Origin of the sequence: Succinispira mobilis DSM 6222 (assembly GCF_000384135.1) — a bacterium.
Lineage (GTDB): Bacteria > Bacillota > Negativicutes > Acidaminococcales > Succinispiraceae > Succinispira > Succinispira mobilis.
In genome coordinates this window covers 1,352,301-1,366,939 of record NZ_KB913028.1, presented here as the reverse complement: position 1 = coordinate 1,366,939, position 14,639 = coordinate 1,352,301, and the positions used below count along the sequence as shown (strand labels likewise).

General features: G+C 34.5%; 12 protein-coding genes and 3 tRNA genes. 11 read left to right on the top strand and 4 right to left on the bottom strand.

The features are described from left to right. Positions 1–5: 5 nt before the first annotated feature. From mutM to SUCMO_RS0106460, 5 genes are all read left to right on the top strand, one after another. Positions 6–830, top strand: a complete 825-nt coding sequence (gene mutM / locus SUCMO_RS0106480; protein ID WP_019879792.1) for a DNA-formamidopyrimidine glycosylase — start codon at positions 6–8, stop codon at positions 828–830. Then, positions 827–1,435 carry a dephospho-CoA kinase gene (coaE, locus tag SUCMO_RS0106475; protein ID WP_019879790.1) on the top strand — a complete coding sequence of 203 codons (609 nt, stop codon included), beginning with the start codon at positions 827–829 and terminating at the stop codon, positions 1,433–1,435. The genes mutM and coaE overlap by 4 nt, the downstream gene beginning before the upstream one ends. A 25-nt stretch (positions 1,436–1,460) precedes the next feature. Further along, positions 1,461–2,057: a lytic transglycosylase domain-containing protein gene (locus SUCMO_RS0106470; protein WP_019879788.1), complete on the top strand. Its 597-nt coding sequence runs from the start codon at positions 1,461–1,463 to the stop codon at positions 2,055–2,057. Positions 2,058–2,097: 40 nt separating this feature from the next. Beyond that, positions 2,098–2,181: transfer RNA gene (locus tag SUCMO_RS0106465), tRNA-Leu, on the top strand. A 222-nt stretch (positions 2,182–2,403) separates the two neighbouring features. Next, positions 2,404–2,488: transfer RNA gene (locus tag SUCMO_RS0106460), tRNA-Leu, on the top strand. A 693-nt stretch (positions 2,489–3,181) separates the two neighbouring features. Here SUCMO_RS0106460 and SUCMO_RS0106455 read toward each other — a convergent pair. Both SUCMO_RS0106455 and SUCMO_RS0106450 read right to left on the bottom strand, forming a co-directional pair. Further along, positions 3,182–4,312, bottom strand: a complete 1,131-nt coding sequence (locus SUCMO_RS0106455; RefSeq protein WP_019879787.1) for a DUF362 domain-containing protein — start codon at positions 4,310–4,312, stop codon at positions 3,182–3,184. Positions 4,313–4,476: 164 nt separating this feature from the next. Then, the gene (locus tag SUCMO_RS0106450; protein WP_019879786.1) at positions 4,477–5,682 is read right to left on the bottom strand and encodes an ATP-binding protein; all 1,206 of its coding nucleotides are present in this window, start codon (positions 5,680–5,682) and stop codon (positions 4,477–4,479) included. Between the two features lie 114 nt (positions 5,683–5,796). On the opposite strand from SUCMO_RS0106450, the gene SUCMO_RS0106445 reads away from it, so the two are divergent. Next, a tRNA-Pro gene (locus SUCMO_RS0106445) sits at positions 5,797–5,873 on the top strand. 125 nt (positions 5,874–5,998) lie between these two features. On the opposite strand, the gene SUCMO_RS0106440 is transcribed toward SUCMO_RS0106445, so the two are convergent. Both SUCMO_RS0106440 and SUCMO_RS0106435 read right to left on the bottom strand, forming a co-directional pair. Then, complete coding sequence (locus SUCMO_RS0106440; RefSeq protein ID WP_019879785.1) at positions 5,999–7,597, bottom strand: potassium/proton antiporter; 1,599 nt, start codon at positions 7,595–7,597, stop codon at positions 5,999–6,001. 223 nt (positions 7,598–7,820) lie between these two features. Continuing rightward, entirely contained in the window at positions 7,821–8,504 is a 684-nt protein-coding gene (locus SUCMO_RS0106435; RefSeq protein WP_019879784.1) for an RraA family protein, read from the bottom strand. 468 nt (positions 8,505–8,972) lie between these two features. On the opposite strand from SUCMO_RS0106435, the gene SUCMO_RS0106430 reads away from it, so the two are divergent. The 5 genes from SUCMO_RS0106430 to SUCMO_RS0106410 all read left to right on the top strand — a co-directional run bounded on the left by SUCMO_RS0106430 (position 8,973) and on the right by SUCMO_RS0106410 (position 14,637). Further along, positions 8,973–9,491 carry a QueT transporter family protein gene (locus SUCMO_RS0106430; RefSeq protein ID WP_019879783.1) on the top strand — a complete coding sequence of 173 codons (519 nt, stop codon included), beginning with the start codon at positions 8,973–8,975 and terminating at the stop codon, positions 9,489–9,491. A gap of 26 nt (positions 9,492–9,517) precedes the next feature. Then, positions 9,518–10,018, top strand: a complete 501-nt coding sequence (queF, locus tag SUCMO_RS0106425) for a preQ(1) synthase (RefSeq protein ID WP_019879782.1) — start codon at positions 9,518–9,520, stop codon at positions 10,016–10,018. Positions 10,019–10,752: 734 nt separating this feature from the next. Further along, the gene (locus SUCMO_RS0106420) at positions 10,753–11,775 is read left to right on the top strand and encodes an ABC transporter substrate-binding protein (protein ID WP_019879781.1); all 1,023 of its coding nucleotides are present in this window, start codon (positions 10,753–10,755) and stop codon (positions 11,773–11,775) included. Positions 11,776–11,857: 82 nt separating this feature from the next. After that, positions 11,858–12,949, top strand: coding sequence for an ABC transporter ATP-binding protein (locus SUCMO_RS0106415; protein ID WP_019879780.1), 1,092 nt, complete (start codon positions 11,858–11,860; stop codon positions 12,947–12,949). Continuing rightward, positions 12,946–14,637 carry an ABC transporter permease gene (locus SUCMO_RS0106410; RefSeq protein ID WP_019879779.1) on the top strand — a complete coding sequence of 564 codons (1,692 nt, stop codon included), beginning with the start codon at positions 12,946–12,948 and terminating at the stop codon, positions 14,635–14,637. Before SUCMO_RS0106415 ends, SUCMO_RS0106410 begins: the two co-directional genes overlap by 4 nt. Positions 14,638–14,639: the final 2 nt, after the last annotated feature.

Below are 14,639 nucleotides of genomic sequence, written 5' to 3'. Positions count from 1 at the left end.
GAAAAATGCCTGAATTGCCAGAAGTAGAGCAAGTTAAAAATAGTTTAAGCAAATATATTATTAATAAAGAAATTAAACAAATAACGATACATGTGCCTCGCTTGATTAAATATCCTAGTCCGTTAGAATTTGCAAGTCGACTTCAAGGGCGAGTATTTGTAAATTTAAATAGAAAAGGTAAATATCTGATATTCACTTTAGATAATGGGGAGTATCTTGTAATACATTTGCGAATGACAGGGGCGTTAATTTTTAAAAATCAACCTAGTACAGAAGAAAATAAGGCAAGAATTGTTTTTGAGTTAAATTCAGGCGTATTATACTATTTAGATACGCGAACCTTAGGCACATTACATCTAGTAAAAGTAGATGAGATGAAAATTCTCAAAGGTCTAGTGGCTTTAGGTAAAGAGCCAATTGATCCAGAATTTAACACCGAATATCTTGCACCTATTTTTAAAAGCAAAAAAAGATTGCTGAAAGCAGCTCTGTTAGATCAGAGCATAATTGCCGGTTTAGGTAATATATATGTAGATGAAGCTCTAGCTAAAACAGCTTTGCATCCTCAAAGATTGACGAATAGCTTAAGTATAGAGGAAATAACTAATTTAGTTGCTAACATTAAAAGCATTATTGAACAGGCAATTGCCAACCATGGAACAACTTTTAGAGATTATAAAGATGCTGATGGGGCAACAGGAAATAACCAAAATTTCTTGCTAGTATATGGACGTGATGGACAACCTTGCACTTTTTGTGGAACACCATTAACTTACGCAAAAATCGCAGGACGTGGAACAGTGTATTGCCAAAGGTGTCAAAAACTATGAAAAAAACAAAAATTATTGGCTTAACAGGGGGAATTGCAAGTGGGAAAAGCAGTGTAGCAGAGTTTTTACGAGCTCGAAGTTTCCCAGTTTTTGATGCAGATAAGGCAGCACATGAATTGATGAGCAAAGATTCTGGGGCTTGGCAAGATATCATAGACGAATTTGGCAAAGGAATTTTAACTAATTCGGAAGAGATTGATCGCCAAAAATTAGGACAAATAGTATTTGCTGAGCCAGAGCGGCTTAAAAAGTTAGAAGCAATTTTACACCATCGAATTTGGCAAGCCTTTGAGAACTTTTGTACGGAACAAAGAGCTCAACAAGCCAAAATAGTTTTTTTAGATGCACCACTACTAATTGAAGCAGGGTGGCACGAAAGAGTTGATAGTGTTTGGCTTGTTTATCTTTCTAGAGAGGAACAAATACGGCGCGCAATGCAACGCGATAAAGTGCAAGCAGTAGTAATTGAACAGCGCCTCGATAAGCAAATGCCTTTTGATAAGAAAAAGCTTGTAGCGGATCGAATAATTGACAATTCTTTTACGCTAGAACAGACATATGCTCAAGTGGAAAGTTTAATTAATGAATTACAAGTAGCAATTTAACAATCCAAATTCAGAAAGGATACCTATGATTGCAAGACATTATAATGATTTAAAGAAGATAATAATCTTATTAATAGTAGCGGCAGTTGCCTATAATATATATTTTTCTGATTATGTACAAAAAAAATATTATTACCCGTTAGTTTATACAGAAACTATTCAAGAAGTTTGCAAACAATATAAATTAGATCCTTTTTTCATATTGGCTTTAATAAAAAATGAAAGTAAATTTAATCCCCAAGCAAAGTCAGCGAATGGGGCTTTGGGACTAATGCAAATTATGCCTGAGACTGGAATGTGGATTGCTGAACAAACAAAATGGAAAAATTTTGCGGCAACTAGTCTGGAAGACCCAACTATCAATATAAAGTTTGGTAGTTGGTATATTTCGGAATTGGAACATGAGTTTTGGGGCAATGAAATTTTAATATTAGCAGCCTATAATGCAGGTAGAGGTAATGTGAAAACATGGATTGAAAAGTATGGTTGGAATAAAAATTTTAGTGATATAAATGCTATTCCGTTTGTAGAAACACAAATTTATATCCGCCGTATTTTACATGATAAACAAACTTTTTCAAAATACTATTTAGACAAATTTAAACTTAATATTGACAATTAATGAATAAATATATTATAATTTATTCTGTTGAGTAACAATTGCGGTTGTGGTGGAACGGCAGACACACCATCTTGAGGGGGTGGCGGGGAGACCCGTGTGAGTTCAAATCTCACCAACCGCACCAATAGAATATTAGGCGCTTTGCGAATTTTCGCAGAGCGTTTTTTGTTGTGAAAAATTTTTTAGTGTCTTATTTAGTGTCTTATGGGCAAATTTTACAGAGTTTATTAGAAGTATTTCTAAATAAATTATTTGAAATTTCACTTGCAGTATATTGTAAAATTATAAACAAAACTTCGAATTTTGTTGTTTTTTTTTCGGGGAGTACTATAATAAAAATTATATTGCGGTTGTGGCGGAATTGGCAGACGCACCATCTTCAGGCGGTGGCGGATAAAACCGTGTGAGTTCGAGTCTCATCAACCGCACCAGGCGAGTCTAGACATTTTCTAAGAGGCTTAAAAAATTTGCTGTCTTATTTAGTGTCTTATGCATAGATAAAATAAATGTTGATTAAAAAGAAAAAAAGACTAGGGAATGTACTTACCCCCATAAGCTAGACTTAGAATTAGTCTAACTTATGGGGGTATTTTTATGGCTAAATATAGTACTGAATTTAAGAAAAAGATTGTAGCTGAATATTTGAAAGAGAATATTGGTTAGCGTAGTGTTGTAAGCTAATTAATGAAGCAATATTTTATAAGATTGACTAGCTTAGATAAAAATATGTTGTGATATGCAGAAATTTTTCCCATATCACAACATTAATAAAAAAATCACTAAAAGGTATTCAACGAACTGGCTGCAATTGCCTTACGGGAATTACCTAGCTAGTTATTTCTTTGATGAAAAGATAACAAATGAAGCAGAGCTTGTCAACTTTAGAAAACAGCAGAAAATAAGATATTCATCCGCATTTTTATCATAAAATAAAATAGACATTGTATTGTTATCCAGCTCCTAAAAAATCAAGATTAGAGGCTTTAATAATTGGGGGTGTTGTTTAAAAATTATCTAAAATACAAAGAAAATAAGTAATATAAAAGTTAACTAGTGGTTAGTGATAGCGACTAGTTTTTTAATTTTGTGTATTAAATATTGATTGTAGATCAATATTTATTTGCCTATTTAACTTTAATTAATTCATATTTTTGAGTACCTAATCCAATTTTTTCGGCATGCTCTAGTGTTGAGATCCAATTAGTACCATGAGTGGTATGTGCGAAACGATCAAATTCAGTTTCAGTTTGAAGTTTAGCAGCTTGGAGATTTTCACTAAGAATACTACCTGGAATCACAGGCGCTTGATTGCAAGCATCAGCACAGGCGCGATCTAAGGCCACAGGATCGAAAGAGGCAAACATTCCAATATCAGGGACAATTGGAAGGTCGTTTTCGGCATGACAATCGCAATACGGTGAAACATCAATTACTAAAGAAAGATGAAAATGGGGCTTGTTATCTAGGACTGCCATTGTATATTCAGCCATTTTCGCATTTAAAATATCAAACGACTCATCAAAGGGCGGATTAATTGCGTCAAAAGCACACATACCGATACAGCGACCACAACCAACACATTTCAAATGATCTATTTTCGCTTTTTTATCGGTTAAATTAATAGCAGCATGAGCACAAATTTTTGTGCAAACCGCACAACCTACACAATGTTTAGAATTTACCTGAGGTTTGCCAGCGCTATGCATTTCCATTTTACCAGCGCGTGAACCACAACCCATGCCCAAATTTTTTATAGCACCACCAAAACCAGTCATTTCGTGGCCTTTAAAATGGTTTAAGCTAATAATTATATCAGCATCGGCAATTGCACGACCGATTTTAGCTTCTTTAACATATTGCCCATTGCGTACAGGAATATAAGCTTCGTCAGTACCTTTTAGACCGTCAGCAATAATTAGTTGACAGGCAGTAGAAAAGGGATTATAGCCATTTTCATAAGCAGCGTCAAGATGTTCTAAGGCATCTTTGCGACGACCAACATATAGGGTGTTACAATCCGTTAAAAACGGTTTGCCACCAAAAGTTTTTACCAGTTCCACGATAACACGAGCATAGTTAGGGCGAAGATAGGCAAGGTTACCTGGTTCACCAAAATGAATTTTTATTGCTACAAATTTGTTTTTAAAATCAATATCGCTAATTCCCGCTATTTGGGCTAGCTTTTCTAACTTCTGCAAAAGATTTAAACCTGGTTTAGCACGTAAATCCGAAAAATATACTTTGCTTGGTTGCATATGAGTCCCTCCAGTTATTATATTTAGATGTCAGTTAATTTTAACACTTAGAGTTTACTTTAAGTCAAGAAAAAAATCAAATCTCTTTAAAATAAAGTTTTAAAGAGGTTTGATTTTAGATAAAATTATTTCATTTTCCGCACGTCAGCTAATTCTAAAAATTGTCAAGTTGTTTTTCGGTAAGATAAAATAAAACTCTTAGCAGTTCGACCAGAACGACCGCTAGCACTGCGTTCCCATTTAATTGCTTCTTGATGAAGTTCATCTACAGATAACTCATCATTAGGGAGCATTTTTTCAGCGAGTCCTTCTACAATTTGTAAATATTCATCTTGATTAGGTGCTGGGTAAAATATTTTCAAGCCGAAACGGTCAGCTAAAGAAATTCGCTCATTGATACTGTCACGGACATGCATTTCATCGCCGGTTTGCTCGGACCATTTTTCATTAATCAAGTTACGACGGTTAGATGTAGCATAGATTAAAACATTTTCTGGCTTTTCTTCTAGAGCTCCATCAATGTAAGATTTTAGTTGTTTATACTCGACTTCATTACCTTCGAAAGATAAATCATCCAGTACTAAAATAAATTTGCAGCCGTAGTTAGAAAGCTCTAGCATAATTTCAGGCAAATAATTAAATTCCTTACGGCCAATTTCTACAAGACGTAGTCCTTGTTGGGCATATTCTTTCGTCAAAGCTTTAATGCTACTGGATTTTCCTGTACCGCGTTCTCCATATAATAAAACGTTATTAGCAGGATTACCGGCGAGAAAACTTTCAGTGTTAGATCTTAATAAGTCTTTTTGGCTTTCGTAGCCAATAAGTGCATCCAAACCATGTTCGTTACGACTTTTAACTCCTTGTAATCCATTTGTTTTGCGCCAAATAAAAGCTTGATATTTAGCCATTAGTCCATAGGAGTTGCTATAATAAAATTGTTGCAAAGCTTGAGTTTTTTCTAAAGGAGTTTTATCAGAGCAGATAACTTCTAAAATAGCCAGAGGTTTGCTAATATCATTGGCTACACTTGGCTGATAACTATTATAAAACATATCTTGTTTTACTGCGGATTTTAAGTAAATACAGATTTGATGCAGGACCTGCCAGTCATTTTCTAAAGCTTTTAGTAGACTTAAACCAGGGCTAGTTCCTTTAGATGCCAGACGTGTAAATATATTATCTTGCTCAATAATTTTATTCATTAAAAAAATTAGTAAAATTTCGCCTGTTATACCATCATCTTCAGCTAATTTTAAAGCACGACTTTTAAAGCTAGCATTACTAAGGTCTGTTGTAAGCATATCGACAAGAAATTCATCTGTGCTTAAATCTTGAAAAACCAATAATTTTTCTAGGAATGTTTTCATAGAAATTCACTTTCCTTTTAATTAAAATTTAGCAAAATAAGTATTTTTTATTAAAAATGTATAAAAAAACTTGAAAAAATTTTTTTATAGGCGTAAAATAATCAAGTAAGAAGACGGGGCGTAGCTCAGCTTGGTAGAGCGCTTGTTTCGGGAACAAGAGGCCGTGGGTTCAAATCCCCCCGCTCCGACCAAAATATTATATAAAGTAGAAAAGCTTGTGTGTGCGCATACAAGCTTTTTTGTTTTCAGTTGAGAATTAAAATTAAAGCTTGTAGCGTGGAAATCAAGTTCACATATAAAGGGAAATAAGTTTAAATCAAATGTTATTAATCACTAGGATATCATTTTCTTTTAGTATAGTATTGCCATTAGGTATAATAATTTTTTCTTTACGCTGAATCATAATGATTATTGTATCCGGTTTTATATTTATTTCATAAATTTGCTTATTTAGCCATGGATGTCCTGATTCGAGATGCTTTTCAATAAGGGATACACCATCAATTTTACTAAGTGACTTAGCACTAAGTATTAGTTTATCGCAAGGCTGTAGTATGGTATTACCTTTCGGGACCATTTTGTTGCCACCACGATCTAATAAGACGATTAGTGTATCTGGCGGCAAAAGAATTTCGGAGATTAGCTGTCCACTCCAAGGATGTTTGGGTGAAATTGTGAATTCAATAAATTGAATAGGAACTTCATCACTGTAATCATTAAAAGTTTTCATAACATCTGCAGTATCATCGATCATATTCAATTTTCGTGAAAAAAGAGGGATTAAAGAACCTTGGAGGAGAATGGAAAAAAGTACGATGAAAAATACGATATGGAAAATATCGGTGCTAGTTTTAGCGGGGCTAATAACTGCCATTACCGCAAATACAATTGACGCTGCACCGCGTAACCCTGACCAAGATACTAAAATCTGCTGAGCTGTGCTACTTTTAAAAGGGGTTAAAATAGCAAAAACAGAAAGCGGGCGAGCAATAAAAGTAAGGAACAAAGCGATAAGAAAAGCGGAAAAAGCTATTTCAGGTAGTTTCGAAGGAAAAGATAATAACCCCAATAAAAAGAAGATAACAATTTGCATAAGCCCAGTAGCACCATTGAAAAAAATAACGAGAGATTTTTTATTTTTAATTTCACTATTGCCCATAACTAGGCCAACAATGTATGCACTTAGATAACCGTTGCCAGCAATTGCTGTTGGTGCGGCATAAGCTAAGATTGCTACACCAGTTATAAAAATAGCATCAAATCCATCGTCAGCGAAACGGTATTTTTTTAATGCCCATAATGCGGCACGAGAAATTAGCCAAGCAAATAGTAAGCCATAGATGATTTGTGCGAAAATTAGATAAGCAATACTTCCGAGGGAGTTACCGTTACCAGCCATTATTGATAAAATAATCGCTGTAAGCATATATGCGCAAGGATCATTACTGCCACTTTCAACTTCTAAGAGTGAAGCTGTATTGTCTTTTAAGTTTAGGCGGTTGGAGCGTAATATTGAAAAAACAGAAGCTGCATCTGTAGAACTAACTACGGAGCCGATTAAAAGACTTTCTAATATGGGAATCTGCAAAACCGCATAACAAAACCAACCTGTGATAGCAGCAGTAAGAATTACTCCCAAAGAAGAAAGTAGAATTGCAGGTTTAACGATTGGTTTAGCGGCACTCCATTTCGTACCAAAACCACCATAAAACATAATAAAAATGAGAGAAATCGAACATATCTGCTCAGCGATAGCAAAATTATCGAAAGCAATTTTTACTATCCCATCTGTGCCGAACAACATACCGATTATAATAAATGCTAGAAGTACAGGAATGCCGATTTTACTAGATATTTTGTTGAAAATCACACAAAGTATGATTACTGACGCTGTTAACAAAAGATAAGTTGCCAAATGCTATCCTCCTTATTATACAAAATAGCTTGCTTATGTGTTTAAAGAGCAAGTTATATTTCGATTATAACAAACAATGAGGCTAAAATCAAAAATATGACTAAGTTTTTGGTTAGAAGAGTGCTTGTTTAGTAAAAATTTAAAAGATAGGTACTGAAAAATAAAATGTTTGTACCTATCTTTTTTTAAGTATTAATTTTAAATTTTTCGGGTAAGTCTTTGATTAATTTATGATAACATTTTTTTGTCGAAGCACAGCGTCAACATAACCTGGAAATAAATTGCCCGCGTTGATTTCTGCAACCCGCTGTTCTTCGCGTTGAAAAACTTTATCTGTAGCCTCCAAAACTTCAACGGCATCTTCTTGGGGAATGACTGCAACACCGTCATGACTGGCAATGATAATATCGCCAGGATTAACAACTACTCCGCCACAGACAATTGGATAATTGATTTCGCCTGGACCTTCACGATCACAACCGCAGGCCACAATAGCTCTGGAAAAAGCTTGAAAATTATAGGCCAAAATATCATCGACATCGCGGAGGGAGCCATCGATAATTACTCCAGCTAAACCTACCTTTACAGCCATTTGTGTCATTAAGCCGCCCCAGATAGCATTACTAGTGTTACCGCAGGTGTTTACGACTAAGACATCACCAGGTTGCACTAGTTCTAAGGCTTTTTGCAACATCAGATTATCTCCTGGGCGCATCATTACGGTTACAGCTGGGCCGGCTATAAACATATCTTGTTTTACGGGTTTAATGCCAGCATCCATTATGTAAAATCGCTCCATTGCATCGCCAATGTTGGGAGCCGGATACTTTTTTAGTTGTTCTATTAGAACTGGATTAGCACGTTTAATTTGTGTTTTGAATCTGAAACCTATTTTGCCATGAACCATTATAAACTCTCCTTTTGGTAGCTGAATTTTTCTTAGTAATAATTAATATTTCAACAATTCTTAGGACACATAAAAAAATAATAACCATTATCAACCCAAAAGTCAAGGACAAATGTTTGGTTGAAATAAATTTTACAAATGTGAAATTAGCATAAAGTTGTGTTAATTTTATTATTTTACAATAAAGTTAAAAATATGTATTAACAAAACGATGATGGTGTTGTGAAACGGGAAACTATAGTTTCCTGCTAAATATATGAAAACACTCTTGCTAGCTAGCTATATTTCAGTTATAATTTAGTAATAAAAAAATAGCAGACAGTTCGTAACCATCCTGTCTATAAACAAAACTAGGAAACAAATAGAGTCATAAATTGTCTTTATTTGATTTATTTATGTGCAGATAGCGTTTTGTTATAAAAGGATGGGAGACGAAAGTCTCTCATTTTTAGTTTTTAGGAGGAAAAAATGTTTTCAAGAAAAATTAGTAAAACTCAAAAATTGGCTTTAGCAGGCTTATTTATGGCTATGTATGTTTTGGTAATGTTATATACACAAAGTTTTGCTTTTGGGCAATATCAAATAAGAATAGCTACATCGTTGTACGCCTTAAGTGCTGTGTTTCCGTTTTTGGTAGTTCCTTTAGGTTTGGCAAATTTTATTAGCAACACTTTGATGGGGGGGTTAGGTCCATTAGATATGTTAGGTGGTGCTTTAGTTGGCTTTGGTACTGGAGCTAGTATCGTTTGGGTAAAAAAACAACAATTATCTAATTGGTTTATTGCAGTGCTTATAACATTAGTGCCGGGATTAATGGTACCAGTTTGGTTGTCTATTTTACTGGGAATTCCCTATTTAATATTAATGCCTGCAATTGTGATTGGACAAATTGTGCCAGGAATAGTTGGAACATTATTAGTTATAGCCTTAGAGAGAAACAAGCAGATGGCTAAATATGAAGCTGATGCTGTATTGTCAAAAAACTAAATCAAAGTTTGAATGTGGAGGTATTTATGTCAGGCAGAAATGAATGTGAATTACAGGGAGTAAGTTTACTTGGCACGCAGAACACAAAATATCCTAGTGATTACGATCCGACAATCTTAGAATGCTTTTCTAATAAGCATCCAGAAAATGATTATTTCGTTAAATTTGATTGTCCAGAATTTACTAGTTTGTGTCCGATGACAGGACAACCTGATTTTGCAACAATTTATATTTCTTATGTACCAGATAAAAAATTAGTAGAGAGCAAGTCTTTAAAACTATATTTATTTAGCTTTAGAAATCATGGAGATTTTCATGAAGATTGCGTGAATATTATTATGAAGGATTTAATTAGACTTCTAGAGCCTAAATATATTGAAGTGTGGGGAAAGTTTACACCTCGCGGTGGAATTTGTATTGACCCCTATTGTAATTATGGTAAAGCAGAGAGTGCTTGGGCACAAACGGCATTAGACCGCTTACATATGCATGATATGTATCCAGAGACCGTTAATTATCGCAAATAGTAATTTGAGAAAATATAATAAAAAAGCTGTGTTGACAACTATTTTGTGACCCCAATAAGTTAGACCTAAAAATCTAGTGATTGGAGGCACGACACTATAACTGTTAACATAGCTTTTTTTATTTAACTGAAGATAAAATAAATCAGTAAAATTTATGATAATTGAAAAATAATTGAAAAGATTTTTTGTAATTAAATAAATGTATAATATATTCAGTATTTTCTTGACTTCTTATACAGATTTGTATAAGCTGAACTTAAGAAAATATGAAAGACTTATGGCAAACAATAAAACCTTTTGCAAAAATTTAATGTTAAATTTTTTATGGAGCTGAACAAAATAAAAATTATTCGGATGAAGAAATTGTAGATTTTAATATATTTGGCATATAGAATTACAGACTACACAGATGAAAATTTTTGATGCGCATTTCTTAGAAATAATATTGACTAAAAATAAATAGTTTTTGTGTATACAAACACTATTTTTTCTAAAGAAAATAAAAAAATTGTAAAAAACAGCTGTAGGTGTTACAATTAAATTATTGTAAAATAATATATTCATATAGTTAATTAGCTGGAATTACAACAATTTATTGCTGGTTTTAGAAATTATATCTTTGGCTATTAATTGTATATAACCGTTATTCTTATAAAAAATAGTATGGGGGGAGAGTATTAATTGGAGCAGATTAAGAAAACGGTTTTATAAAACAATACAGGAGGTTATAAAGTATGCTTAAAAAGCACAGTATAATTTTAGCAATTGTAATGTTAACAAGTATTTTATTGGTAGGTTGTGGCGGTGATAAAAAAGCGGCAACACCCGCTGCTAATAACGGTAAAAAACTAATTATTTACACATCTATGAAAGAATCCTTAATCAGAGGCATAGTTGATGGCTTTAAGAAACAAAACCCTGGTATTGAAGTTGATTACCAATCAGCAGGTGCAGGTAAACTGATGGCGAAAATTGCAGCAGAACGCCAAAGTGGGAAAGTTTTAGCGGATGTAATTTGGACTAGTGAAGTACCAGATTTCTATAATATGAAAAAAGAAGGTGTGCTAGAGCAATATAAAAGCCCAGTTTTCAAAGAAGTGTTAAACCCATTTGATGATTATGATGGACACTTTACTGCAGCTCGTTTTGGCACTTTAGGCATTGCTATTAACACGGACAAAATAAAAACTCCACCGACACAATGGTCAGATTTATTTAAACCAGAGTACAAAAATGGTTTTGGAATTGCCGATCCAGCTTTATCAGGTACTTCGTATATGAGTGTAGCTTTATTAGAAAAACAATTTGGTTGGGAATTTTTCGACAAGTTACATGCTAATCAAGCAAGGATTGGCAAAGGTTCTGGACAAGTTGTTGACGATACAGCTTCAGGAGAATTGGCAGCAAGCTTAGCAGTAGACTATATTACTAACGATAAAATTGCCAAAGGTGCGCATATTGCATTATATTATCCACCAGAATTATTGCTAGCACCAAGCCCAGTAGCGATATTTAAAGGCAGCCAAAATATGGATGCTGCGAAAAAATTTGTCGATTACTTGCTTGGCAAAGAAGCTCAAACTCTTATTGCTAAAGAAGGAACTTTATCTGTGCGAGCTGATGTGAAAAGTCCAGAGAAATTCAAATTACCAGACTCGGCTGATGCCCTAAAACGTTCTATAAAAATTAATTATGTAGAAATGATGGCGTCTAAAGAAGAAACAATTAAGAAATTCAGTGATAAATTAAAAAAATAAAATTTTTATCTAGGCGGTGCGGCTAGTGCCGTCCGCCCTTTTTTTATAAAAACTAATTATTGCTTGTTAAGGTAGGTGTATTATGGAAATAATTAAATTAGCAGGAATTTCAAAAAGTTACGGCTCACACCTAGTGCTTCAAGATCTGTCTTTAAATATTAAAAAAGGCGAATGTTTTACGTTATTAGGGCCATCAGGCTGTGGTAAAACAGTATTATTGAGACTAATTGCCGGTTTTGAAACTCCCGAATCAGGAAGCATTACTATTGATGACACGTTAGTTACAGATTTAGACAAGGAAATTAATATTTCACCTGATCGCAGAGGTTTAGGGGTAGTGTTTCAAGATTATGCAGTTTGGCCACATATGAGTGTGTTTGATAATGTTGCTTATCCGCTAAAAATAGCGCGTAAATCCGTAAATGAAATCAAAGAGCGAGTATTAGCAACTTTAGAGATGGTAGGGATGAATGGTCTAGAAAAACGTATGCCTTCGGAATTGTCTGGCGGGCAACAACAGCGGGTAGCTTTGGCAAGAGCATTGATTGCTAACTCATCATTACTATTATTAGATGAGCCCCTATCTAATTTAGATGCAAATTTGCGTGAAGAAATGCGTTTCGAAATTAAAGAGTTGCAAAGAAAATTAAATATAACAGTGTTATATGTTACGCATGACCAAGAAATTGCTTTAGCATTGTCAGATAGATTAGCAATTATGGATGATGTGGGTAAAATAAGACAGATTGGAACACCTTGGGAAATTTTTGAGCAACCCGCAGATGCGTTTGTCTTTAATTTTATGGGTATTGCTAATTACCTACCAGTTCGCCAAGTTGCAGGCGAGTATTTGGTTGCAGAAGGTGAACAAGTTATTCCTTGGACTAAACCAGAAGATTCGAATCTAGATTGGGTTGCAGGTTTTCGTCAGTCGGATATTGTTCTTTCAGCTACGGGCAAGGGGTTAAATGGACTAGTAAAGCGCGTTAGTTTTTTAGGGGCCATGATCCATTATTTAATAGAAATAGACGGTACGCAGATATCTACTAGCGTAGAGACGCATGAAGCGCTATCTAAGAATTTAATGTTTCAAGAAAATGATCGATGTGTAGTAAATTTCCTTGACTTACTTTGGTTTGAGGCAGGAAGTTTGCCAAAGGCGGTGAAAGAATGAGCGCAGTTTCACAAAAAAAAGGTTTTGGTATAGCCCAGTTGATACTATTTTTAGCTGTAGGAATTTTGGTAGTCGTAGTAGCGGTACCAGTATTGTTAATATTTTTTAATGCTTTTTGGGTTGATGGTGAATTTAATCTTGGTGATGTAATTAAAATTTTATCGGAGCCAGAGACATATCAGGCTTTGGTTAATTCTTTGATCATTGCCACAGGAACTACTATTGGCAGTACAATTATTGGAACTTTTTTTGCCTGGTTAGTAACTAGGACGGATTTACCTTATAAAAGTTTTATGAAAAGTATGTTTTTAGTGCCATTTATGTTACCATCATTTATTGGTGCTTTGGCTTGGAAGATGTTGTTATCGCCAAATGCTGGCTTTATCAATACTTTTTTTATTAAAAATTTTGGCTTTGAAGGGCCAATATTTAATATTTATAGCTATATTGGGATTATGTTAGTTGAAGTTATGTATCTTTTTCCCTTTGTATTTATTCAAGTTTGTGGTGCTTTAGAACGAATGGATCCAACATTAGAAGAATCCGCGCGAATTTCAGGAGCAGGTTTGTTGACAATTACGCGTAAAATAACAATTCCTCTAGTTATGCCAAGTATTTTGTCAGGCGCGCTACTAATAATGCTGTACTCTATGGCACACTTTGGCACGGTTGCGGTGCTGGGAATTGAAAATGGGATATTTAATATTCCTACACTTATTTACCACAAAATACATCAAAGTGGCGGGAGTTTTGACTCGATTAGAACAGGCACAGTTCTGGCTACAGTTTTGGTAGCGAGTGCGGCCTTAATAATCTGGTTGCAAGGCAAAATATTAGGTAAAGGAAATTATCAGATTATCGGCGGTAAAAGCTTTAGACCAATGGAGTTGAAGCTAAGAGGCTTAAGAATACCACTATTAGTGCTTTGCTTAGCGTATATAGGTTTTACCATAGTCTTACCTACAGTAGTAATTTTCTTAGTTGGGGGCTTAAAAACTTATGGTTTATCGTTTACTTGGGATAATTTGTCAATTGAAAATTATAAATTCATTTTATTTGACTATAATGTTACCAAAGATGCGATTTTCAATAGTGTAAGTTTAGGATTAGGCGCGGCATTAATCACAATGTTTGCTGGGGTAATGATTTCATATGTTATCGTAAAAATGAAAGTAAAAGGCAAAGGCATTTTAGAATTTTTAGGAATGCTACCATTTTCAGTGCCAGGTTCAGTTATTGCCCTAGGGGTTATTTTAGCTTGGAGTGGTCGTTATGGTATAAATTTATATAATACAGTTTGGATAATTTTAGTTGCTTATATTGCTCGCTACATGGCCTTTTCACTAAAAGCTAACTCCGCGGCTTTAGAACAAGTACATGATTCTTTGGTTGAGGCATCGCGCTCTTGTGGTGCGACGATGTGGCAATCTTTAAAAGATATTGTGTTACCGTTAGTGCGTCCAGGTATGATTGCGGCTTTTTTCTTGATTTTTCTACCGTCTTTAAGAGAATTGACAGTTTCTATTATGCTGTATTCGCCAACGACACGCACAATTGGGGTGGCAATTTATACTCTCAATGAAGATGGCGAAACGGTTGTTTCTGCCGCTTTAGCAGGCATTGCTTTAATTTTAATTGTACTAGGGCAAATGCTAATTAATAGATTAACCAAAAAGGCAGGTGCATAGAA